The sequence below is a fragment of the Peribacillus sp. TH27 genome (assembly GCF_016650915.1).
GTDB classification, from domain to species: Bacteria; Bacillota; Bacilli; order Bacillales; family DSM-1321; genus Peribacillus; species Peribacillus butanolivorans.
The window spans coordinates 1,052,271-1,074,495 of the sequence record NZ_JAEKEV010000002.1; the positions used below are offsets into that span (position 1 = coordinate 1,052,271).

A 22,225-nucleotide genomic window follows, 5' to 3' on the forward strand; every position below is an offset into this window, starting at 1 on the left:
TCGAAAAGGATGACGTTTTTTCATGGACCTCTCGCTTTCTGAAGAATTACAACGCTTTCTATCTCCAATAGTCCTACAAGATCTCGCCAAACAAGTTGGTTTTGTGCAGCGATCCAGTAAATATCAAGCAGATGAACTCATCGCCATTTGCGTTTGGCTCAGCCAAGAAGTCGCTAGTACATCGCTTACGGCAACTATGTAGTCGATTACAGGCTTCGACGGGCGTACTCATGAGCCCAGAAGGACTGAATCAACGCTTAATCCAACAGCTGTCGCATTTATTCGAGAAGTCTTTACTTTACTCCTTACACAGAAACTCTGTGCTACAAAATCGCTAACTTCACGTATCATTTCTGTTTTCAAACGTATTCGGATTCTAGATGCGACGGTGTTTCAGCTACCTGATTCCTTCGCCACTGATTATCAAGGCTCTGGAGGGAGTAGTAACACGGCTGGTGTGAAAATCCAACTTGAATACGATCTGCTTAGTGGCCAATTCTTAAATGTGCAGCTAGGGCCAGGAAAAAATAACGACAAAACATATGATGCGGATTGCCTTGAAAGTGTCGAGGCAGGTGATTTATGCCTGCGTGACTTAGGTTATTTTGATTTGCGAGATTTACAAGCGATTCATGAGTTGAGAGCCTATTATATATCTCGTTTGAAATTAAATACATGTATTTATGTGAAAAATCTGGAACCAGAGTATTTCAAAAATGGCACGTTGAAAAAGCAAACAGAATATACTCAGCTCGATATGGTACAGATCATGGAGGAACTGGAACCAGGTGAGACCATTGAAATCCCGGAAGCTTACATTGGCCAGATTCAGAAATTACCGACACATGTAATCATCCACCGATTAACGAATGATCAAACCGAAACACGACTAAAAAACCAAGCCGTACGTGAGAAAAAGAACAGTATTGTCATGAAGGACAAAAGTAAGCGGCTAATGGGAATCAACGTATACATCACGAACACATCACCGGAAGAAGTGCCAACAGAATATGTACATCCGTTATATTAGTTACGTTGGCAGATTGAAATGTTATTTAAAACATGGAAGTCGTTCTTTGAAATCGACTAGTGTAAAAATATCAAAAAAGAACGCCTAGAATGCCATTTATATGGGCAACTCATCGGTATTCTCCTTTGTTCTTCTACGATGTTTCAAATGCGACAGCTTCTACTTGAAAAGAAAAAGCAAGAGCTGAGTGAATACAAAGCGATTTACATGATTAAAGATTACTTTCCGTTACTGTTTCGAGCAATGAAAGATGACCCAAATGAACTTGTAACGATTCTGCATCGCCTTTATCAGCTACTCAAAAAGAACGGTCGTAAATGTCATCGATATAAGAAGCAGACCGTTTTTGATAATCTAGGGGTTGTGTATGAAAAGACGGTGAAGCCTAGACAAGCTGCCTAGCAAAAAAATCATATTTTAGTAGGCTTCTTTGGCGTGCCTACTTCTCCATCACTCGCTCGTTTTGCGACAATGGGCATTTTATATCTAGTCATTTCCGTTGTTAGCTTGATGGGTATGTGACTGGACCCCTAATAAATCAAAATGGGTTTAACTGTGTAGAAAGTAATTTACTTTTTAAAAAAGGCATCGTTCGCTCAAAAAAATGAGTAAACAACGCCTTTTGATTCACATGGACTTTTCCAATGGCCTCTTACATTTAAGCTGGTAATATGCTTTTTAAACTAGCGATAAGTTGTGGTAAAAGCAGCCAACCAAGGATTCAGTCTCTTGGAAGATTGTCTCATGAAAAATAAGGAATTAGAATGTTGCCGATTTCACGCTTACTTTTTCGGTGTATAGATAGTATTACTATTTCCATCAATAATTAACAATGATTTTCCTGGTATTGTCTCACCCTGAAAATTAAACTCATCTTCCGAAAAATTGGCTACTACACTTAATGCTTCACCAAATTCAGTCATTTGAACTAGCCTATCATCTGATATAATTTTAAAACCCGTCATTTCTTCAGTTATTGCTTTTTTGCTAAAATTTGACCATACCTTAGAATGTCTTACTATTGTTTCTTTATGTTTTTCCCACTCATGTTTATCTATATGATATAAAGGAGGTACATTATAAAGTACTTCATACAACATCCTATTTGATATTTCATCTTCTATTTTTAAGGTTCCCCATCCCCACCAATAAGTCGTGATCACTGAATCGTTGTAAACCAACTTATACAATGGGATTGTGTAGTTTGAATCCAAAAATAACTTCTTGTACTTATTCTTTAAAGGTATTTGTTTTGAAAACAATTCTGGAACTCCACCAGTACTCGAATAGTATCTCCCTACATAGTAGTCACTTTCTTTGTTTTTGCTCATATCCTTATCCATCCAAGAAAATGATGGCGTTTCTATTCCATGTGCAAAAGCAACATTTTTGTTAGCAAAATCATTGCCGCCCTCAGTTCCAACTACCATATTCCATTCTTTTTGCAGATACTCCATTCTCTTAATTCTTGCATGAATATCTTCCTCTTCAGTAGTCACATGTTCTGGCGTATAGTCATCATAGATCTCCCCAGTGCCGTCCGTGTCTAAAAACCATGAATTAAATGCTAAACCAGTATTTAAAATTGAAGTTACTCTTTCTTTTACACTAGGCATTGCAAGCGTCGGATTCAACTTTCTACCTTCACCTTGGAATCCTTCAATCTTATTCCCATCTTTTTTGGTTACAGTTGCATTCTCATAAAGTGAAGTATCTTTAAACTTAGCAGTTTCCCACTTCTCTTTACCTGGTTCATGGATTGAATGATACGAATCATAGGTACCAATTAAATAGCCCATATCTTCGGCTTCTGTTACTAGCTCCGGTTTAATAAATCCTTCCTGCCAGTCATCCAAACCAATCCACATTTTTTCTAGCCCTGAATCCTTCATATCCTTAATCACTTCTACAGTATTTGCATCTGCCCACTGCTCTATTGGGTCAACTGCATTTCCAAGTACGCTTTTTAATAATCTCTTATTTAGGTCAATTAATTCAACAGCATTTATATTGTCTATTCCTTTGTTCAATAATTCCTGTGTTTCTTTATCTGCTTCAGTAAAAATTTCTGGATTATAGAATTCTTTTAGCTGAATTAAAGCACTTAAGCCTTTGACAATTCTATTTTTAGTATATTTGTCTACATAGTCTAAGTTATTTAAATCATTAAAGGCCGATGAAAGTTCTGAACCATCCTCAACTTTAGTATTTAGTAACCTCTGAATCCATAATTTCAGTTTTTCAGGGATAGCGTCTCTCAGTATAGCCCATTCTATATTTTCCTCTGAAATCACAGTTCTATTCCAAAAATAAGCATGTGGGGCACCATAAAGCTTTTCAATATTACTATTTTCTCCCGTCTTTTCGCCCAAGGTTTTGAAGTCCCCTTGTTCAACCAAATAATTTTTATAAGTCTTTGCAACATCTACTGGATCTTTTTTCGTTACATATATTCTAAAACCATATTCCTTCTGTTCGTTAATAGCTGGAAATTCATGATTAAAAGTAAACTCAATATCATTTTTTGTCTTAAAATTAATTTCACTATTATAAGGATTTTTAATTATATAGACTAGTGAATACTCACTTTTTTCAACTGCAAAAAACTGCATAGAGAAAGCCTCAATCACCTTCATTTTTTCTTCACTTAAATATTCTTTCCAAATAGAATCATTGCTTGGAATATACTTCCCTTGATTTAACGGGAGCATATATCCATCACCTTTCACTTTCGGCCACGCGAACATGTTATCTCCATCTTTGTTAGATATTATGGATACATCTACATACTCATCTTTTTTTTCAATTTCAACATCAATTTCCTTTTCTAAATAGCTCCAGGTAATAGTATCTCCACTGTCTTCTAAATTTGAAACCTCCATTTTCTCCAGTGGTTCCGATGCTCTTTCAATAGTTCCATTGGACTCTACCTCAAACGCTAAAGTTTCTGGATCCACACTAAAGTTAAAGTCCAAATTATCTATCTGTGAATGGACCTCTTTGCTAGGTATATTTTTGTCCTTCACACAGCCGGTAAGGACACTCGTTGCAATTGTAGCGATTAACATGATTGATAGTATTTTTTTCATGTATTGCACCTCCATAACTAGTGTAATCCCGGTGTGTTACACGAATGTTACAAAAAACACTAATCTATTATTTTTTAATTCAAATCCAAAATCGAAATTATGATGATCCAAGATGGTCTTGATAATCGGTAATCCCAAACCTGTGCCAGAAAGCTCCTTACTTCTTGATTTTTCTAATACATAAAAAGGTCTCCATATACTGTCCAAATCACTTTCTTCCATGTCGCCAACCCCGTTAGCAATTGTCAACTTCACGCCATTAGCCTCTCTAGTTAACGTAATGTCGATTCGCTTATCATTGGAATATTTAATTGCATTCGTAACTAAATTATCGAGAACAACATCTATTCCTTCTTTGTCTGCACTAACAAAATATTCTTCACTCGCATCAAAATGCAAGGAACAATCAATATCATTTTCCTTTAGAATCAACATGTATTTCTCCATAATATCTACCATTCTTTTACCCAAATCAAAATTAGATTTGGTATATGCGCTACTTTCTAATTCTGTCCAAAACAACATCTTTTCAATTAAGACATCCATTTTCTCAATCTGTTCTTCAATTATATCTCTAAATGTTCCGTCATCTAAACCGTCCACTATACCTTGTTCATACACTTTCACTATGGATAGTGGCGTTTTTAACTCATGGGACACATCTGACATTAATTCTTTCAATCGCTTATTTTGACCATTGATTTCATCATGGGCTTTCTCTAATTTTTCACTCATACTATTTATACTTTTTGCAAGATCGCCTACCTCATCATTGGTGTTAATCTCTTCTTTCCTGAATTTCAAATCAGCTATATCCTGAGACAAAACTTTCAAGGATTCTAAAGGTCTTGTAATTTTTTTAGATAGAATGACTACTAAAGAAACAATCAATAGTACTGAAATAGTCATTAGAAATATATTCAATCGATTGATGATTAAAATTGTTTCTTCCATATGTGGTAATGGCAATGCTATGGCAATAATAAAATGATCTATCTTGATAAATTTAGTTAGAACTTTATATTTGCTTACGCCTTGGTCATAGATTTTATTCACACTGTTGTTCTGCAAAGTATGTAACGTACTTTCCGTAATCCAAAATTTGTTTAGCTTTAATTTCTTCCTTTCAAATTCTGATTTTATGTTGTCATTCAGTCGATCCAAATTGCCACCGATTTCTGAATACACTATGGTTACGGCGTGTTCCTCTTCTATGCGTTCCAAGTCGTTCACAAAATTATTTTCAGATACACTACGTATATCGCTCGCTATCTTGTCTAAAATCTTCCTTTGCTCATAGATGTAATATCTGTCTACCAGGAAAATATTTGCTACCATCGAAAATATAAAAGTGCAAATAACAATGGATGACACACCAACTGAAAACTTGCTCCCGATTTTAATCTTCCTTCACCTCCAGACAATAGCCCACACCTCGGTAAGTTTTGATAATATCAGTACCGATTTTAGTTCTTAGTCTCCGGATATGCGTATCGACTGTTCGAAGATCACCATCATAATCCATGCCCCAAACGCTATCAACCAGCCTGTCCCTCGATAAAATAACACCTTTATTTCTACTGAAAAACAGCAACAAATCATATTCAATCTTGGTAAGCTGTAATAATTCTTCGTGCTTGTATGCTTTTTTTTCATGCTCCATTATCCTAATATCTCTTACTTTAATTTCTTCGCTATTATTCATAAGTTTTTTAGCTCTTAATAGTAGTATTTGTGGATCAAATGGCTTCTTAATATATTCATCAGCCCCATTATGTAAGGCCTTTATTTCATCTTCCGTTTGACCTTTCGCTGTTAATATCAGAACTTTAGTCTGGCTATTATCCTTGATATATTTACATACCTCTATACCATCAATTTTCGGCATCATCCAATCCAAAATAGCTAACTCGATCTTGGTCGATTCAAATATATCCAATGCTTCCTGCCCATCATTAGCCGTCAGGACATTGAAGCCTTCCTTTTTGAAATAGGTTGAAAGTATCTTAACCATTTGCGGCTCATCATCTGCGATTAAAACATCCATTTCTTATTCCTCCTTCGGCATTAAGTTTTACATAGCTAAGTCAAACACTGATAGCTCCGGAGGGTTCCAAAATCTCACAGCTATCTTCGTCGTGCCGATTCCTCTATTTACATACAGATATGTGTCCGTCGCTAACTGATACATCCCTTTTGTGTATATCTTCGCAAAAGGGGGTGTCACCAGAGGACCAAATAACGGGACAACCACTTGCCCGCCATGACTGTGTCCCGCCAAGGCTAAATCGAAACGATCTGCCTCTATTTCGTCTACAAGATCCGGCTCATGCAGCAGTAACAATTTGGCTTCCTGGCTGTTAACACCCGCAAATGATTTTTCAATATCTGGGTGTCCAAGCATCGCATCATCCAACCCTATAATCGTTACTAACTGTCCACCGTCAAGTTCAATGACACTATTCTGATTTTTAAGTAGCTTAAATCCTGATTTTATCATAATGTCTTCATAAAACCTGACCCCGCCACCTCCGTAATCATGGTTTCCCCAAATAGCATATTTGCCATATCTACTATTTAGTTTACCCAATATGCCACTTATTTCTGACCTTCCCTCGAACTCAGATACTACATCTATGAGATCGCCCGTAAAAGCGATGATGTCAGGTTCAAGCTCGTTTATTCTATCGACCAGTTTCTCTAGCTGGTGTAATGAATAATTAGGACCCAAATGCACATCTGAAAACTGAACAACTCTGATAGATTCCCGACTTTCCGATGACAGCTCTACTTCAAATTCCCTTGTCACCAAACGTTTTGGCTCTATTTTACATGCAGAAACAATGATTCCTATTACGACTATGCTTAGGATGAACAAGCATTTGATAACTCTCCAAATTACTCTTTTCAAAGTCACACTACCTCTCTTATGTATGAAGACTAACTACTACCATACATTCTCAGTGTGACAACAATGTTACAAGCAAAAACTGCCACAACCTTAAAGGCTGTGGCAGTTCGATCTTTTAAGTGTTTGTAATCTACGCATCCGCAATCAAAGACGTACATGGTTTCCTCACTTGGAATAGGCTTCTGCTTTTTCACTGTAATCCTTCAAGTGTTTTCACAATTTTCTCCGTATTAGCAGCAAATATATTATTGATGAATAATACTTCTTTTACCTCTTCTTCATTTACTAATTTCGTTAAACTACTATTGTAATATCTAGAATCCACTACATATATTTCGTCATAATGAGGTATTAAAAATGGCACAAATGCATTTCCATAAGACTCTTTTACAACGACTAGTTTTCTCCCTTTATTACTATCATTATTTTGAATTTTAATCATTGGAAAATCTCCATGTAAAAATATAGAGTAAGCATTTACACCATTTGCATAATCGGCATATAACGTTGAAGGTACTGCTGTATCTTCTTTCCCTTTTTCATAACGAAATACCTTGTAATCAACGGGAATCTTGTAATAATCAATAACATCTTTATTCTCTTTTAGTTTAGTATCTTGAGTTTGTGTAAATAATGTACCTAAAAAATCTTTCTTAGAATATTTTTCGTATTCATCTAATGACTTCGCTTTAAATCCTGCTTCTTTCGCGAATTGTTCGTAAGCGTAATATGCACCTAGTGATGTCCAATGATGATCCGTATTAAAATATAAATACTCATTTTTATGTTTTTCTAATGCTTTATACGCATCGACTGTCTTAATTTCACTATTAAGATTGTCATAAATTTTATCAATAACAGGTTTTTGCGGTTTGGACATATGTTGATACTTTTTCGGTAGCGCAAATTCTACACTTGTTGGAACTACCATATTATATACTTCTACTTGCTCTCCTAGAGCTTGTTTCATACTTGAAATAGTATTGGAATATCGCTTTTCAGTTTCTTCATTTCCGTAAAAAATTTCGACTGCTCGATCGCCAAGTGTAATAATGGTGCCGGATTTTTCAGCAGTGGTATTCTCTGGAACTTCTTGTTTATTATCTTCAACAATGCTCCCCTTACTTTCATTTTCTATGTCTTTAGAAGCACATCCTGCAACTAGTAGGGTCGCAATTGCTGAAACTATCATATATTTTTTCATTGTTTTTAAATGTCCTTTTGTTTATTTCTCTATATTGTATATTTGTATCTCATCTGTTCCTAATCGTATTCCTTTTGCATTACTATAAAGGGAATTCAACTCAATCAGCATGCTCACGAAATGGAAATGCATCATTCACATATACATCTATTTGTTTGGAATAACTTTTATTTAGAAAGTTTTCCGCTGAATAAGTAGGGAAGGATGTTAATTGACGTCTTTCATTTTCAGAAATGTTATCTGTTGGTAATATAATGAATAATGTAAAGCCCACTATTACAATTCCAACCATAATACCGATATGGATTATCTCGAATTTATTACCGGTTTTCATTCATTACTCTCCTTAAAATCTGAAATAAAGAAATGGATTATAGCTTTCACTAATCAGAACAGCTGTACACAGGATTAGAATCATAACATTCCCAGTAATCAAGCAACCTTTATACATAGCACCTTTGAAAACCTTTTTCCCAATGACTTTGATTAGTGGTGTACATAATAAAATAGCAATCACTATCCAGAAAATATTATTAGTGACAATAATATATAACTCAGTACTAGCGAAGCTTTGATTAGCAAAACCAAAGAGAACTTTTAAATAAGAGAAAGCATCATTCATGTTAGTAAAGTAGAAGAAAGTCCATCCTATAATTACAACCACTAGTAAATAGCAGTGTGAAACAATTCTCGGCAGTTTTTCTAAAACTCTTCCTATCATTTTTTTCTCTAAGTAAATTAAAACCCCAAAATATAGTCCCCAAACAACAAAGTTCCAGCTAGCGCCATGCCAAATTCCAGTTAGAAACCATACAATCATCAAATTAAAAAATTCATTCTTTCGGTTTCCACCAAGTGGGATATACACATAGTCTCGAAAGAAACTACCTAAAGATATATGCCAACGTCTCCAAAATTCTGTAGCAGATCGTGAAATATATGGATAGTTAAAATTCTCTTTATATTCGAAGCCAAATATTTTTCCTAACCCTATAGCCATATCTGAGTATCCGGAAAAATCAAAGTAGATTTGCAGCGTAAACATCGCAATACCAAACCATGCTTCTGTTACGGTTAAACTTTCCGAAGAACGATCCATAAACATCGTGGCATAACTACCAGCTGTATTAGCTAGCAATACTTTTTTTCCTAATCCAATTATAAATCGATTCACACCATCACTAATTTGGCTAATATTTGTAGTTCGATGCTCTATTTGTTTGGCAATATCCGCATATCTAACAATCGGTCCCGCCACTAGCTGTGGAAATAATGACACATACAAAAGGAAAGTCGAAAATTTTCTTTGTGCCTGTACTTTTCCTCGATACACATCCACTGTGTAAGAGATTGTTTGGAAGGTATAAAAAGATATACCAATTGGTAATGCAACATCGGGTATTTGGAACGACGTATTAAAAATAAGATTAATATTTCCATAGATGAAAGCACTATATTTAAATGCTATTAGCAAAGAAAGATTTAATATAATGGAAGAAACAACACCGTATTTAGCCCATTTCGTTCCATGAAATCTTTCAATATACAATCCATGACAATAATCAACACAACTACTAATAAGTAATAGGACAATCCATACTGGCTCACCCCAAGCATAAAAACATAATGATGTTATTAACAAAATGATGTTTCTAAAGCTTCTATTTTTCACTGAGTAATACAGTATTATATTGATTGGTAGAAATAAATAAATGAACAAAAGACTTGAAAAAACCATCGTATCCTCCTTTCATTTACATAGTAACAATCCTCTGTGACAGCAATGTTACAAACAAAAAACTGCCACAACCTAAAAGGCTGTGGCAGTTCGATCTTCTAATGTCCAAATATCAATATCCACTTTTTTTGTCTTCTTCTATGCTTTTTCAAATGCATCGAGATAAATAAATGAAAAAACGCTATGCTTATCATAAGAAGTTTACGAGAAAGGATGGTGTTTTTTATGAATCCTATCAACTCCAGTGAACTGACACTTTTCGCACAAGAATTACAACGCTTTCTATCTCCAATAGTCCTACAAGAAACTGCCAAACAAGTTGATTTTGTGCAACGATCTAGTAAGTATCAAGCAAATGAACTCATCGCCCTTTGCGTTTGGCTCAGCCAAGAAGTCGCTAGTACATCGCTTACGCAACTATGTAGTCGGTTAGAGGCTTCGACGGGTGTACTAATGAGCCAAGAGGGACTCAATTAACGCTTTAATCCAGCAGCTGTCGCATTCCTTCGAGAAGTCTTTACTTCACTCCTAACACAAAAACTTTGTGCGACACAATCGCTATCTTCACACATGATTTCATCATTCGAACGTATTCGGATTTTAGATGCGACTGTGTTTCAGCTACCTGATTCTTTCCCACTGACTATCAAGGTTCAGGTGGGAGTAGTAATACGGCAGGCGTGAAAATTCAATTGGAATATGATTTACTAAGTGGTCAATTTCTTAACGTGCAACTTGGACCAGGAAAGAATTGATAAAACATACGGTACCATCTGTCTTGAAACCGTAGGGGCTGGCGATTTATGTTTGCGTGATCTTGGTTACTTCGATTTAGGAGACTTACAAGCCATTCATGATAAAGAGGCTTACTATATCTCGCGGTTGAAGCTGAATACCCGCATTTAAATTAAAAACCCTGAGCCAGAATACTTCAAAAATAGCACGTTAAAAAAGCAAACAGAATACATCCAGCTTGATATGACACAAATGATGTCTGGTCTAACCCCTGGTGACACGATGAAAATACCCGAGGCATACATTGAACAAAATCAGAAGCTTCCAGCACGTGTCATTATCCATCGTTTAACCGACGATCAAACGCAAACACGCCTGAAAAATCAAGCGATACGTGAAAAGAAGAAAGGCATTGTCATGAAAGATAAAAGTAAACGTTTAATGGGCATGAATGTATATATCACGAACACGTCGCTAGAAGAAATACCGACGGACTACGTGCATTCATTGTATTCACTTCGTTGGCAGATTGAAAAACTAGATCAAGAGGTTGCCCAAAGAGTTAGTGTGTATCAAGAAAACATAGAACGACTGGATTCAATACCTGGAATTGCCACTCGAATGGCAGAACAAATTCTAGCTGAAATCGGAACGGACGTTGAAAAACAGTTCGAAAGTGCAGCCAGATTATGTTCATGGGCCGCCCTCGTACCAGGACACAATGAAAGTGCAGGAAAAAGGAAATCAACCAGAGGCAAAAAGGGAAATAAATATTTAAAATCTGCTTTAACTGAAGCTGCTCATTCAGTTGGAGCCTCCAAAAACTATCTTGGCGCTCTATACAGACGGACAGCTGCGCGAAAAGGAAGAAAACGAGCTGGAATTGTCGAAGAAACAAAAGTAACCCCATTTCTTTTAATTGGTTTGATCGCAATAATTCCTTTATTTATTTACTTAACAGAAACATTAATAACTTTGCTATCTGGCATAATACCTGTCATTGATAAAATACCTTCCATTATCGTGTTTATTGGTCTGCTATATCCTTTGTATGCCATATACGAGAGAATTAATGGACTTATTATGTTTAATAAAGGCAATTTACAATTAAAAAAACGACAGTCATAAAAGCGTGGTATTTCACGCTTTTTTTATGAGCTTCCTTATCTACTACGTAGTATGGGTCAAATGCGATATTAAAGAGAAAGGTATTTTCATTCCTCTTCTAACACTCCCTCAGTTTAAGTAGCAACCTTCACAATCTCAATATCAGTCCTCCATTCTCAGCAAGCACAATTCCTTCACGTTGTCACATAAGAATAAGATCTTGTTCTAATTGATTGAGAGCAGCCATGACAGTAATTAAGAACTGACTGTCTGATAAAATTATTGTGGCTCGAAAGTAGCATTTTTTTTATCATCAAATTCATCTGTGTCTACTCCATGAAGATGTAGCTTTCGAAGGAGGCGCAGGTTATGGTGGAGGAGTTTAGCATGTCTCTCTTTAAGTTCTTCATAATCCTGACGATATACGCTGGAACGTGATTTCTCCTTTTCTAGAGAATTTAAGAGGCGTTCTTTTTGATGTTCATTCTTCTGCAGTTGTTGTTCTAAAAGAACAATCTGGCCCTCTAACTTCTTTTGTACCCGAAGTTGACGATTTGTATCGTGTTTACTTTTTGCCGTTCTTTTTCACTTTTGCTCCACGTTCTACCCCATAAAGGGCGCAAATGAGATTTATATAAAACCGTACGACTTAGTCCAGAAATATCCGCGATTTTCTATGCTCTAATTCTAGTATCCTCTAAATCTCTCAAGTACTGAACTTACCATTTGACACCCTCAATACTGTCTTCACGCATCTGCTGCTTTTCAAATAATCCTTCATTAGCCATATTTTCACTCCCATTCAGGTGGTCTAAGCAGGTGGCTGACCTGCTTTTGAAGTTTCTCTTCCTTGGATTTTTCAATACCCTTTTCACATATGTTGATAATTCTCTCTAAATAACTGGCATTGCGTACCGCATTTTCAAAATGAGCTGCTCGATTTGGATCTTTTGATGTTTGATCTATAACATTCTTCCAATGAGTTTGCTCAGCTTTATAGTCGTCATAATACTCAAGTTTTGGCACAAACCAATCACAAGCATAACACTCAATATGTACAGAAGTTCCCTTCGATTGCATTCCGTTATATCACTGCAAATTCCAACCCCTTTCTTTCCATTTGCTTCCCACGTTAAATAGCGCCTTGAACCTTTTGAGAGCTGTTGTGTCGTTCGCTCGTCGAGATTTTAAATTTTCCCACGGAACGCAACTGGGCTTTCATTTGGATACCTCAGCCCTTCAATTTTTTGATGAATTTCTTTGTGCTTTTCCACAAGTTGACGGGTGTAATACTTTGTCATTCCTTCATATTTGTCTTTCTATAAGGAACAAGCCCTATCTCCTACAAAGGAAAGAGGGCTCAAATATTTTTATTAATTTAATTTGCAATTTCTTCGAATGCGCCACTGTCCAATTGCTCCTAGTCTTAGTGTACTAAATAATTCATTTCATAGATTGTAATTAAATCCTTTCTTTTCGATAACTCATGTTGCCTTCCAAAAACAAATAGATTGTCTTTCTGGATTTGATCCAAGAGTTCTTTTTTAATCAGCAGTTTTAAATGAAAAACCATAAACTTCACTAAGGTAACTATCTAGGTTTACTTTCAACACAACTTCACCTGTGGATGGATCCATTACAATTGAATCACCCAATAAAATTCCATGGCCATAATAATCAATGCCTGCATGTTCTGGTTGCGCTTTAAAGCTAAGAAAACCTATCTTTAGAGTCTGAGAAATTTTTGGATGTTTGATTTCTTTAGGCACTTAACTCGCCTCCTTTATACTCGTATTTCACACCAACAACAGGTAAATTAATTTCTGTGATAAGCTCGTCCTTGCGATTAAACAATTTGAATACTCCATCGTGTAAGATAATGTCCTCAACAACTTCTCCACCAAATTCTCTACCAATCGAAATGGTATTAACAACGGCTCCTGAAACTACCTCAAATGATTTAATTTCTCTTTCCACTTTATCCACCCTCCCAATTGTTTTCTCAAATCATCATAAGTATGGATTTTTGAGAAAACTCTATTTTTAGTCTGGTTTTCCAGTGGCACAGTGGCACGTTCGGATGATTTTCAATATAATAAAGCCGGCTTCTTCAGTCATTAACCAAAAGATAACATCACTCATATGACTTAATTCCTTTAAAACGACCATCAGCCATATTGTTATACAAGTGTTTTATTTTCCGAACTGTTAGATAGTCCATTCACCCAAAGATGTTTGAAGCAATGTTCTTTTGTATCCTAAAATGTTCGCATTTGTTCCATATAATTGAGTGGTTTTATTACCCCATTCAAAAAGGGTTGCTCAATCACTTGTTGTTAAGCCAGATAGTAAACTTGCCCCTTAACTACACTTAAAGTGTATGTTAGGGTCAAAAAAAATGATATCGTCAATCGAAAAACCAACACACTCTGCAAACAAAAAAGCCTTATCAATACGTAAAGGAATTTTATATTGCTCGTAATCGATATAGGTTCTCTTGGCCATTCCTAGCACTTTTGCCATTTCTTCTTGTGTTAAACCTTTATACTTTCTCGCCTGTTTGATTGTAAATTTTACATTTGTCACATCTTGTCACCTCCTGTCTAAAAAAAGAATATCACACTTGAAGTATAGTTAACAACAAATTGTTGTAAAATTCACACACTTTAAGTTTACTCATATTCACTCATAGTGTATATTCAAGGTAGAGGTGAAGAAATATGCACATTGGAGAACGAATTAAAAAGTTAAGAAAAGAACGAAGAATGACCCAAGAAGATTTAGCAAAAATATTAAAAGTTGCTCCTACAGCAGTATCAGCCTGGGAATCGGGGCGTAACAAACCTTTAATGGATAAATTAAGCCTGATGTCTACTTGCTTTGATATACCGCTTTCCCACCTCATTGAAGGATCACCTACAGTTGAAGATAATCCTTCAATGGAATATTTAAACGAGAAGAACGTCAGATTAATTGGTGTTTACGGCAATATCCCTGCTGGTGAACCCAATTTTGCCCGAGAGTATATAGAAGCATATATGCCGACATTAAATTCTATGCTTGAAACAAACAAAGAATATTTTTATCTTAAGGTAAATGGCAACAGCATGAATAAAGAATTCAGCGACGGTTCACTTATCCTAGTTGAAAAAACAACCTATGTTGAAAGCGGTAAAATTGGTGTGGTCTTAGTAAATGGTCATGATGCTACAGTCAAAAAAGTGAACATTTTCGAAGAAAACATCACACTGATTCCATCCAGCACAGATCCATTTTATGAAGAAAAAACTTATAATATCAACAAAGATCGGGTTCGAATATTAGGAAAAGTAGTTCAAGCAATAAAAATATACGATTGATAATTCCAATCGTGAGCATTTAAAGTTGGGCGAAGGTTCACCCTCTTTTAGATGTTTTGTCATTTAATTTATTTCTCTATCAAGGAAGCCCTGGTCATTTTCATCTATCAACCAGGTTGGACCATTATTAATTTTTGCAGCAATCCCACAAAATCTACCGCACAATAAGAAGAACCCTTTTTTATCGTAGGATTCTAATATTTAACAAGTCAGGTTTTTCATTCTTTAATTTCGGTTATACTATCGTTCACAACCACTTATAAGATTCGTAAAATTAGAGTATTATATTTCGCCTCTGTAGCTCTAGAAGGGAAGAGCGCCGGAAAACATTGTAGCCACCGGGTCGCAAGGTAAGGGTTTCAGAAGCACCGAAAAGCAAATAAGCTGAGGCAGGTGCAATTCCTGCCGGTGAAAATCCGTAGGGAAGCGTGTTCTCCCCTATCCTATGCTTACGAAAGGAGTGCGGGTTCGAATCCCGTCAGAGGCTTTCACTTCCTATTGCACAAGTTGCGTTGTTTCCATCTGTTGTAAGGTTCTTCAATGAAGTTACTGCCACTGTTACAGGTGCAGGGAATTTAAGAATTGCAGTTGAAGACTTCTGGACTGACACAGGAGCAGATGCTTCTACACTACCAGCTTTAGCAACACATAATAGTTACTTTAATGGTTATGTTAATTGTGTACTGCAGATGGATGATCTATTAACCTATACTCCTGGAGGTGCAGGTGTAGGGCAATTAGTAATTACAGTTCCTGCTGGTTCAACTATTGAACAAAATTCATACCCACGAGCGATACAACTGTTATCAATTAATCCATTAAAGACCTCTGAAGAATAAGGGGATAAACCTTCTCTCTCCCAAATTGCATGTATAGTTACTCTTACATTTGAGTTGTAGAATTGTATCAGCAATATTTCTATTTATCGATACTTTTCTTAATTTATCTATTCGTTAGTTATCGAAAAACAAGCGCATGGATGGGATTATTTTGAGGTGTTTTGCTTGTGTTTCCCTTTTACATTGCGATGTTAACGAGTATTAAATTTTTATAAAAGTGAGTGAATTGGGGTGCTGAAAAAAGGGTGCAATTAAAGGTTGATAGAATTTTTTTCAATTCCTCTTTTACTCGATTTCCCTTTTCCTCGTCCTATCAAAAAGTCCTCACTATTGTCATTTTGAGTTGAAAATAAAATCTTTTCACTCCTATTGTTCCACCACATTCAAATATTTTGTTTATGCCGAGTTTGCCAATTTGTCGAAAATTTGTTGTAATGATGGTTTGAATATAATACCCACTCTGATACAATGAGTGCGTTATTACTATTTGGAGGTTAATTATGATAAAAAAGTTATTTTTATTTACGTTTATATTCTTCCTAGCATTTGTAAACAATGCTTTGGCTCACACTGGTTTAGAAAGCTCATCTCCTCAAAATGGAGCTATCGTTAAAGAGGAATTGCAAGAAATCACATTAACTTTTGAATCAAAGATAGAACAGAACAGTACATTTGAGATTCAAAATTTAAATGGAGATTCAATACCTGTTAAAAATATCTCTATAACAGAGAATAAAATGATAGGTAGTTTTTCAAATCCTTTAGAGAATGGGAAATATCAAGCGAAATGGAAGATTATCGGAGCAGATGGGCATCCTATTGATGGAGATTTTTCCTTCTCGGTAGATATGCCTGTTACTGAAACTCCTGCAGAAGTACAAAAGGAACCAAAAAAAGAAGATGCGAAACAAGTAGAAGAAAATAAACCAAAAACAGCAAATGAACCAAAAGAAGAAATTGAACAAAACAAATTGCCCTCCTATATAATTCCATCTATCATTGGTGTATTAATTGTGATCGTTGTTGGAAGTTTCATATGGGTATTGAGAAGGAAAAAATAAAATGTTTTTAATAGGAATCATTAGTGAGGCATTGTTATATCTTTGCTTTGCTCTTCTCATCGGTAGCTTTCTCTTATATCTTGTGCCAAGCTCTTATCGACCGGATATAAACGTACCAAAGGGTTATTTAATGATGGCTATAGGGGGTATAGCCATCTTTTCGTTTATCCCCGTTTTACAATTGATTTTATACCTATATGAGGATATTGGATTTGCACAAACTTTTCAGTCTGTTCTTTTTACATTTGAAGTAGGAAAAGCGTGGGTTTTTACTTACATTTTCTCAAATTTATTATTTATTTTAGTGGTTTGGTTTGATTATCGAAAAAGGGCTCTCTATTCTTACATTGGGATTATCTTCACGCTCATATTAATTCTTGCACTTGGTTGGTCAAGTCATGCCAGTTCGTATGATCAGGTGAAGGGCTTTTTAAATCAATCAGCCCATTTTACTGCTGTTAGTGTTTGGACAGGGATACTAATCGTTGTTAGTTGGTTTTCAAAAAATCATTCTAATTGGTTGAATTTCTTAAAATGGTTTACACCTGTTGCTATTGTTTGCTTTGCAAGTACTATTGTGACAGGTCTTATACTAATGACCTTTGTTGTTGAGTTTAAGGATTATCCCAATTCTTGGATGATTCCTTATGGACAAGCCCTATTGTTTAAACATATATTGATTATTCCTTTAATGGTTTACGCATTAATCAATAGTATTCTTATGAAAAGGAAATTAGAGAAAGATATAAACTTTAATCCAAAACCTTGGGCAAGAGTAGAAAGTATCGTAATTCTGCTTATATTTTCAGCAACTGCAGCATTAGGACAACAATCACCACCACACGAAACAACTGTAACAAGTGAAGTGGTTTCTAAATTATTTACGATGTTTTATCAAGGGCAGTTTCAGCCAGAAATGACTGTTCAACTTGTTCTAAACTCAACAAGTATGTCTCTTATTTTGTTAGCCCTTTTATTCTTAGTTTTAACCATTTTTTCATTCACCAAGAAAGCCCCTGCTGTCGTTTCTTTTTTTATGTGTATCCTATTAGTGCTATGCGTTTATTTATCTCTCATATTAGGACTCCAATAAAAATTACTAATAAATTACTCCCCTTGTATTTACTAGTTTCTGATATAAATGCAGGAAGATATGGGGCGTATGGTATATTATGACAACTCTTATAGAAAAACTATTTGCTAACAAAACAAGAGAGATAAAAGATGCTGCTTAGTTTTTTAATACGTAGATTCAAAAGATCGCCAGATAGGCGGTCTTTTTTGCAATCTTCATGTTTAATTTCCATCAGTATGATCGTTTCCCTTTGTCTATCTATACTTCATTTTTAACCCTTAATTTTTGAAAGTCTTAAAAAAACAAAAATTGGGTTGGACAGATATTTACGGATTACAGATTATTCATATATTCTATCGAGGTTTTCTTTGAAATAGATATTATAGGAATATATATCATGCCACTTTAGCAAAAGGTCTTAAAATTGGGAAGCTAGCTAAATCCATACCAGTCGCACCTAGGAAGGCATTAACGGTTTGATCTAAATCAGCATCAGGCATAATGATCATGTGGTTCTTTTACCACCAAAAGTAGCGACTCGTTTATTATTTCGGCATCCCTCGTAGAACCCACAAAAGAAATAATTTCTATTTTAAGAAGACATAGAAAAAAGAATGTGAGGCCCTATTTGTGCTCATGCAGATTTACACAGCCCTTTTATTTTACAGTATCAGAGCAGGCTAATGTTCAACCTGCCTGCATTTTTTTATGTTTTAACCTTCACCTTATTTGCTTTCTATTAACACTTGCCTCTTACTTACATACTATCGGATGAGATTGGTCTTAGCCAGCTCCACAATATCATTACCCTGGCCATTCAGCACAGCTTTAAGCATCCAAAGAGTGAATCCTTGTGCCTGTTCTAATTTGATACTAGGCGGAAGTGAAAGCTCCTGGCGGTTTACTACCACGTCAAGTACAACTGGGCCGTTATGTGAAAACGCTCGTTTCACCGCATTCTCAAGATCTGCCGGGTCTTCTACACGAATTCCTTCTATTCCCATCGCCTGGGCAACATCAGCGAAGTTTGGATTCTCAAGACCTGTCCCTGTTTCTAGGTAGCCTGAAGACTTCATCTCGAGTTCTACGAAACCTAGAGCATTGTTGTTAAATACAACTACTTTTACCGGTAATTTATGCTGCCGAAGCGTCAATAAATCACCCATTAACATTGAGAGTCCTCCATCTCCAGACAGTGCCACTACTTGAACTTCCGGTCTCGCAGCCTGGGCTCCAATTGCCTGAGGCAAAGCATTTGCCATCGTTCCGTGATTGAAAGATCCCAGAAGTCGTCTTTTTCCGTTCATTTCCAGGTATCGTGCAGCCCATAAAGTTGGTGTACCTACATCACATGTAAACACTGTGCCCTCACTGGCGAGATTGCTTATTACTTTAGTAAGAAATTGCGGATGAATCGGCATCCTTCCTGGCTTCCCTATTGCAAGCTTATCCAATCCCCTGCGAACATCCCGATAATTTGAAACAAATTTATCTAGATGATGAGTGTCATGTGTTTCACTTAAAAGAGGAAGAAGTGATTCAACTGTATATTTAACGTCTCCACAAAGTCCAAAGGTTAAAGCTGCTCGGCGGCCTAAATGTTCCGCTCGAATATCAACTTGTAAAATAATAGATTTTTTGGGTAAAAATTGCCTATACGGGAAGTCGGTACCAAGCATTAATAATACATCACAATCCATCATGGCATGATATCCAGATGAATATCCAATAAGACCCGTTAGTCCCACCAAATATGGATTATCATACTCAAGATGTTCTTTCCCTCTAAGTGCAATGACCATTGGCGACTTAAGTTTGTCACAAAGCTGCATCAACTGAGCGTGGGCTCCTTCACATCCTGCCCCGCACAATAATGTGATGCGTTTACCACTATTAAGATATTCTGACAGGCGTTTTAACTCTTCATCAGATGGCCGAACAACCGGCTGTGTTATGTGGATTACCTGTTCAGGAACACTTTCATTGTCAGCGAGTAAAGCAACATCTCCAGGAAGAACGAGGACAGAGACACCTTTTCGTGAAATGGAATGTTGTAGAGCCATCGTAACCATGCGGGGCATCTGTTCAGGTTTTGTCACAACCTCACAGAAATGACTGCACTCCTTGAATAAATGCTCAGGATTTGTTTGTTGGAAATAGTCTCCTCCAATTTCATTACTTGGTATATGTGCCGCAATAGCCAACACTGGTATTCGACTTCGATGACAATCGTAAAGTCCATTGATTAGGTGAAGATTCCCCGGGCCACTGCTTCCTGCACAAACTGCGATACTGTTACTTAATAATGCGTCAGAACCCGCAGCGAAGGCTGCAACCTCCTCATGCCTCATCGATATCCAATCAATCTTCCCCGAACGGCGAATGGAATCTAAAACAGCGTTCAGTGAGTCACCCACTATCCCGTAAATCCGTTTTACTCCAGCGTTCAGCAAAGAATCAATCAGTAAATCTGCTATTGTTTGTTTCATCCTTTTCCTTTCCTCCTTAGTAAATATAAAAATCTTGTATTTTATTACCTGCGTCTTAACAAAATAATAATCCTACTATTAATTTCAATTTATTAACATTAAGGTTTCCTTTTTACTGTTTAATATTCTGTTGATGTAAACATCCTTTCACTAAGGCGGAGTTTCGACTTATCATTATTGAAAAAGCTGCCTTAAAGACAGCTCCGATCTTAAGCTAACGCACCTGTTAGTTGAAAAAGTTCGTATCAACTTATTTGTTCTGATTTATACTCAATCTTCTATGCTTGATACATTTTATCTTGAAATTCATAAGAAATTTCAATCGTACCAATGAACATGGCGGGAGTAATTTGACCACCTACAGAAGCCACCAAATGATTATCAACCACATCAAATTTGACGATACTGCCAAAAGCAACATCATTAAACAAATGGTCTGGGGGATTTGAAACTTTTCGATATTAATTACCGTTTTCTTTTCGCCAATTGACACTACAGCTTCATGTTGTGTCAGTTTTGTTTTAATTTTTCAAAATAATCGCTATAGGATTGTCTACTAGAACCTCTTCATAAATCTCGCCTATATTGGTTTGGGTTTTTTTAGTACATGGACTTCACTATCTAAAGCCTCTGTGCCATAACCCTTTGTTAATACAATAGTTAAATCCTTCTTCTTATCTTGATTTAAGTCATTGTATAGGATTCATGGGGCATATGAAGGATTGGTTACATTCACCCAATAAGGAAAATATCTTGTTCCCCCATCAATCTTCATCTCGAATTCTCTGTACATGCCATTTTTTCTATCTATGTCATTAGCATATAAAATAACATTGGCTCTTTTAATTTTGAAATAACCTTTTTGGCGTTTCATTCCTTTTCGAATAAAGAATTCTAAGTGATTTTTAATCAAACTTATTTATAAAACGGAATATTCATTCAAAAAGATAAGAATCCATTTTGATCAACCTTTTTTCAAAATGGATTCTTTTATGTGCCGTAGAATATAAGTTTGTTGAACGTTTTTGATTAAACCTGCTTTGGGTGATGGTCCAATAGGATTCTCATTAGAAGCTAATTTAATAACCCTTTTCAGCCCTAATTTTTTTTTGAACTTCCCATAATGGTTTACCTGGTGTATACGGCTTAAGTTTATCCAGTGCTTTACGAGACCTTATCTGATTGGTGTTGTACATTGCCTACTCCTTCAAATCGATTTAGTTTTTTACTCATCTACTAAAACAAACTATAAAAAGATTTTAAATTTTCCTATAAGAAAAATCCCATGATAAAGAGGTAATTCTGAAACAATTCACTCATTTAACCAATAAATAATCATTATTTAGCCATTAATGTGATTGGTAGATTAGAATCGACTCTATAATAATAAAAGATTTAATATTTTTATCATCATTCAATTAAACAATTTTTTTACCATCTATTAACTTTTAATTAATAAAAAAGAATCATGAAAACATCATGATCCTCAGTTGATATAAGATGCTTCCGCAAACCTTTTCTGTTCATTTATTGAAAATATACAATTAATACAAGTGTGACAACGACAAATAGTTTGTTTATGTGCTAA

17 protein-coding genes and 3 pseudogenes are annotated in these 22,225 nt (G+C 35.8%); 6 read left to right on the forward strand and 14 right to left on the reverse strand.

Translation table 11 applies throughout. The annotated features are described in order from the left end of the window. Positions 1 to 22: 22 nt before the first annotated feature. Positions 23 to 1,432, forward strand: a pseudogene (locus tag JFU24_RS06375) (IS4 family transposase). Between the two features lie 380 nt (positions 1,433 to 1,812). Here the strand turns inward: JFU24_RS06375 and JFU24_RS06380 are convergent. From JFU24_RS06380 to JFU24_RS06415, 8 genes are all read right to left on the reverse strand, one after another. After that, on the reverse strand, positions 1,813 to 4,119 hold the full coding sequence (locus JFU24_RS06380; RefSeq protein ID WP_201181225.1) for a glycoside hydrolase: 2,307 nt from the start codon (positions 4,117 to 4,119) through the stop codon (positions 1,813 to 1,815). A gap of 36 nt (positions 4,120 to 4,155) precedes the next feature. Beyond that, positions 4,156 to 5,343 carry a sensor histidine kinase gene (locus tag JFU24_RS06385; RefSeq protein WP_201249736.1) on the reverse strand — a complete coding sequence of 396 codons (1,188 nt, stop codon included), beginning with the start codon at positions 5,341 to 5,343 and terminating at the stop codon, positions 4,156 to 4,158. Positions 5,344 to 5,518: 175 nt separating this feature from the next. Further along, the gene (locus tag JFU24_RS06390; protein ID WP_201249737.1) at positions 5,519 to 6,166 is read right to left on the reverse strand and encodes a response regulator transcription factor; all 648 of its coding nucleotides are present in this window, start codon (positions 6,164 to 6,166) and stop codon (positions 5,519 to 5,521) included. A 27-nt stretch (positions 6,167 to 6,193) separates the two neighbouring features. After that, complete coding sequence (locus JFU24_RS06395; protein ID WP_201181230.1) at positions 6,194 to 7,030, reverse strand: metallophosphoesterase; 837 nt, start codon at positions 7,028 to 7,030, stop codon at positions 6,194 to 6,196. A 29-nt stretch (positions 7,031 to 7,059) separates the two neighbouring features. Then, a complete protein-coding gene (locus tag JFU24_RS06400; RefSeq protein WP_201224958.1) occupies positions 7,060 to 7,224 on the reverse strand; it encodes a hypothetical protein in 165 nt (54 codons plus the stop codon). After that, positions 7,221 to 8,234: a DHHW family protein gene (locus JFU24_RS06405; protein ID WP_201224959.1), complete on the reverse strand. Its 1,014-nt coding sequence runs from the start codon at positions 8,232 to 8,234 to the stop codon at positions 7,221 to 7,223. Before JFU24_RS06405 ends, JFU24_RS06400 begins: the two co-directional genes overlap by 4 nt. Positions 8,235 to 8,334: 100 nt before the next feature. Beyond that, positions 8,335 to 8,568, reverse strand: a complete 234-nt coding sequence (locus tag JFU24_RS06410; protein WP_201249738.1) for a DHHW family protein — start codon at positions 8,566 to 8,568, stop codon at positions 8,335 to 8,337. A 12-nt stretch (positions 8,569 to 8,580) separates the two neighbouring features. After that, on the reverse strand, positions 8,581 to 9,972 hold the full coding sequence (locus JFU24_RS06415; RefSeq protein WP_201249739.1) for an MBOAT family O-acyltransferase: 1,392 nt from the start codon (positions 9,970 to 9,972) through the stop codon (positions 8,581 to 8,583). Positions 9,973 to 10,197: 225 nt separating this feature from the next. On the opposite strand from JFU24_RS06415, the pseudogene JFU24_RS06420 reads away from it, so the two are divergent. Continuing rightward, positions 10,198 to 11,592, forward strand: a pseudogene (locus JFU24_RS06420) (IS4 family transposase); the annotation flags it as partial. A gap of 1,014 nt (positions 11,593 to 12,606) precedes the next feature. Here JFU24_RS06420 and JFU24_RS06435 read toward each other — a convergent pair. The 4 genes from JFU24_RS06435 to JFU24_RS06450 all read right to left on the reverse strand — a co-directional run bounded on the left by JFU24_RS06435 (position 12,607) and on the right by JFU24_RS06450 (position 14,400). Next, a complete protein-coding gene (locus tag JFU24_RS06435; protein WP_201224962.1) occupies positions 12,607 to 12,894 on the reverse strand; it encodes a hypothetical protein in 288 nt (95 codons plus the stop codon). A 464-nt stretch (positions 12,895 to 13,358) separates the two neighbouring features. Next, entirely contained in the window at positions 13,359 to 13,583 is a 225-nt protein-coding gene (locus JFU24_RS31015) for a YqaI family protein (RefSeq protein WP_313889159.1), read from the reverse strand. Then, positions 13,576 to 13,791: a hypothetical protein gene (locus JFU24_RS06445; protein ID WP_056523836.1), complete on the reverse strand. Its 216-nt coding sequence runs from the start codon at positions 13,789 to 13,791 to the stop codon at positions 13,576 to 13,578. Before JFU24_RS06445 ends, JFU24_RS31015 begins: the two co-directional genes overlap by 8 nt. Positions 13,792 to 14,175: 384 nt before the next feature. Beyond that, positions 14,176 to 14,400 carry a helix-turn-helix transcriptional regulator gene (locus tag JFU24_RS06450; protein ID WP_309558928.1) on the reverse strand — a complete coding sequence of 75 codons (225 nt, stop codon included), beginning with the start codon at positions 14,398 to 14,400 and terminating at the stop codon, positions 14,176 to 14,178. A 134-nt stretch (positions 14,401 to 14,534) separates the two neighbouring features. Here JFU24_RS06450 and JFU24_RS06455 point away from each other — a divergent pair, with 134 nt between their 5' ends. From JFU24_RS06455 to JFU24_RS06470, 4 genes are all read left to right on the forward strand, one after another. Continuing rightward, positions 14,535 to 15,173, forward strand: coding sequence for a LexA family protein (locus JFU24_RS06455; protein WP_116821842.1), 639 nt, complete (start codon positions 14,535 to 14,537; stop codon positions 15,171 to 15,173). Between the two features lie 428 nt (positions 15,174 to 15,601). After that, positions 15,602 to 16,012 (forward strand): DUF4183 domain-containing protein, encoded by a 411-nt coding sequence (locus JFU24_RS06460; RefSeq protein ID WP_342214676.1) that lies wholly within the window; start codon positions 15,602 to 15,604, stop codon positions 16,010 to 16,012. A gap of 500 nt (positions 16,013 to 16,512) precedes the next feature. Next, positions 16,513 to 17,073 (forward strand): copper resistance CopC family protein, encoded by a 561-nt coding sequence (locus tag JFU24_RS06465; RefSeq protein WP_201224963.1) that lies wholly within the window; start codon positions 16,513 to 16,515, stop codon positions 17,071 to 17,073. 1 nt (position 17,074) lies between these two features. After that, positions 17,075 to 18,166, forward strand: coding sequence for a CopD family protein (locus JFU24_RS06470; protein WP_201181246.1), 1,092 nt, complete (start codon positions 17,075 to 17,077; stop codon positions 18,164 to 18,166). Between the two features lie 746 nt (positions 18,167 to 18,912). On the opposite strand, the gene poxB is transcribed toward JFU24_RS06470, so the two are convergent. Together poxB and JFU24_RS30150 are read right to left on the reverse strand one after the other, a co-directional pair. After that, the gene (gene poxB / locus JFU24_RS06475) at positions 18,913 to 20,637 is read right to left on the reverse strand and encodes a ubiquinone-dependent pyruvate dehydrogenase (RefSeq protein WP_201249740.1); all 1,725 of its coding nucleotides are present in this window, start codon (positions 20,635 to 20,637) and stop codon (positions 18,913 to 18,915) included. Positions 20,638 to 21,673: 1,036 nt separating this feature from the next. Continuing rightward, positions 21,674 to 21,833 (reverse strand): annotated as a pseudogene (locus JFU24_RS30150) (histidinol-phosphate transaminase); the annotation flags it as partial. Between the last annotated feature and the right edge of the window lie 392 nt (positions 21,834 to 22,225).

Excerpts from the sequence above, each read along its gene's own strand:
- JFU24_RS06380 (WP_201181225.1), bottom strand. The coding sequence starts at position 4,119 with ATGAAAAAAATACTATCAATCATGTTAATCGCTACAATTGCAACGAGT.
- JFU24_RS06390 (WP_201249737.1), bottom strand. The coding sequence starts at position 6,166 with ATGGATGTTTTAATCGCAGATGATGAGCCGCAAATGGTTAAGATACTT.
- JFU24_RS06405 (WP_201224959.1), bottom strand. The coding sequence starts at position 8,234 with ATGAAAAAATATATGATAGTTTCAGCAATTGCGACCCTACTAGTTGCA.
- JFU24_RS06410 (WP_201249738.1), bottom strand. The coding sequence starts at position 8,568 with ATGAAAACCGGTAATAAATTCGAGATAATCCATATCGGTATTATGGTT.
- JFU24_RS06415 (WP_201249739.1), bottom strand. The coding sequence starts at position 9,972 with ATGGTTTTTTCAAGTCTTTTGTTCATTTATTTATTTCTACCAATCAAT.
- JFU24_RS06435 (WP_201224962.1), bottom strand. The coding sequence starts at position 12,894 with ATGCAATCGAAGGGAACTTCTGTACATATTGAGTGTTATGCTTGTGAT.
- JFU24_RS06455 (WP_116821842.1), top strand. The coding sequence starts at position 14,535 with ATGCACATTGGAGAACGAATTAAAAAGTTAAGAAAAGAACGAAGAATG.
- JFU24_RS06465 (WP_201224963.1), top strand. The coding sequence starts at position 16,513 with ATGATAAAAAAGTTATTTTTATTTACGTTTATATTCTTCCTAGCATTT.
- JFU24_RS06470 (WP_201181246.1), top strand. The coding sequence starts at position 17,075 with ATGTTTTTAATAGGAATCATTAGTGAGGCATTGTTATATCTTTGCTTT.
- poxB (WP_201249740.1), bottom strand. The coding sequence starts at position 20,637 with ATGAAACAAACAATAGCAGATTTACTGATTGATTCTTTGCTGAACGCT.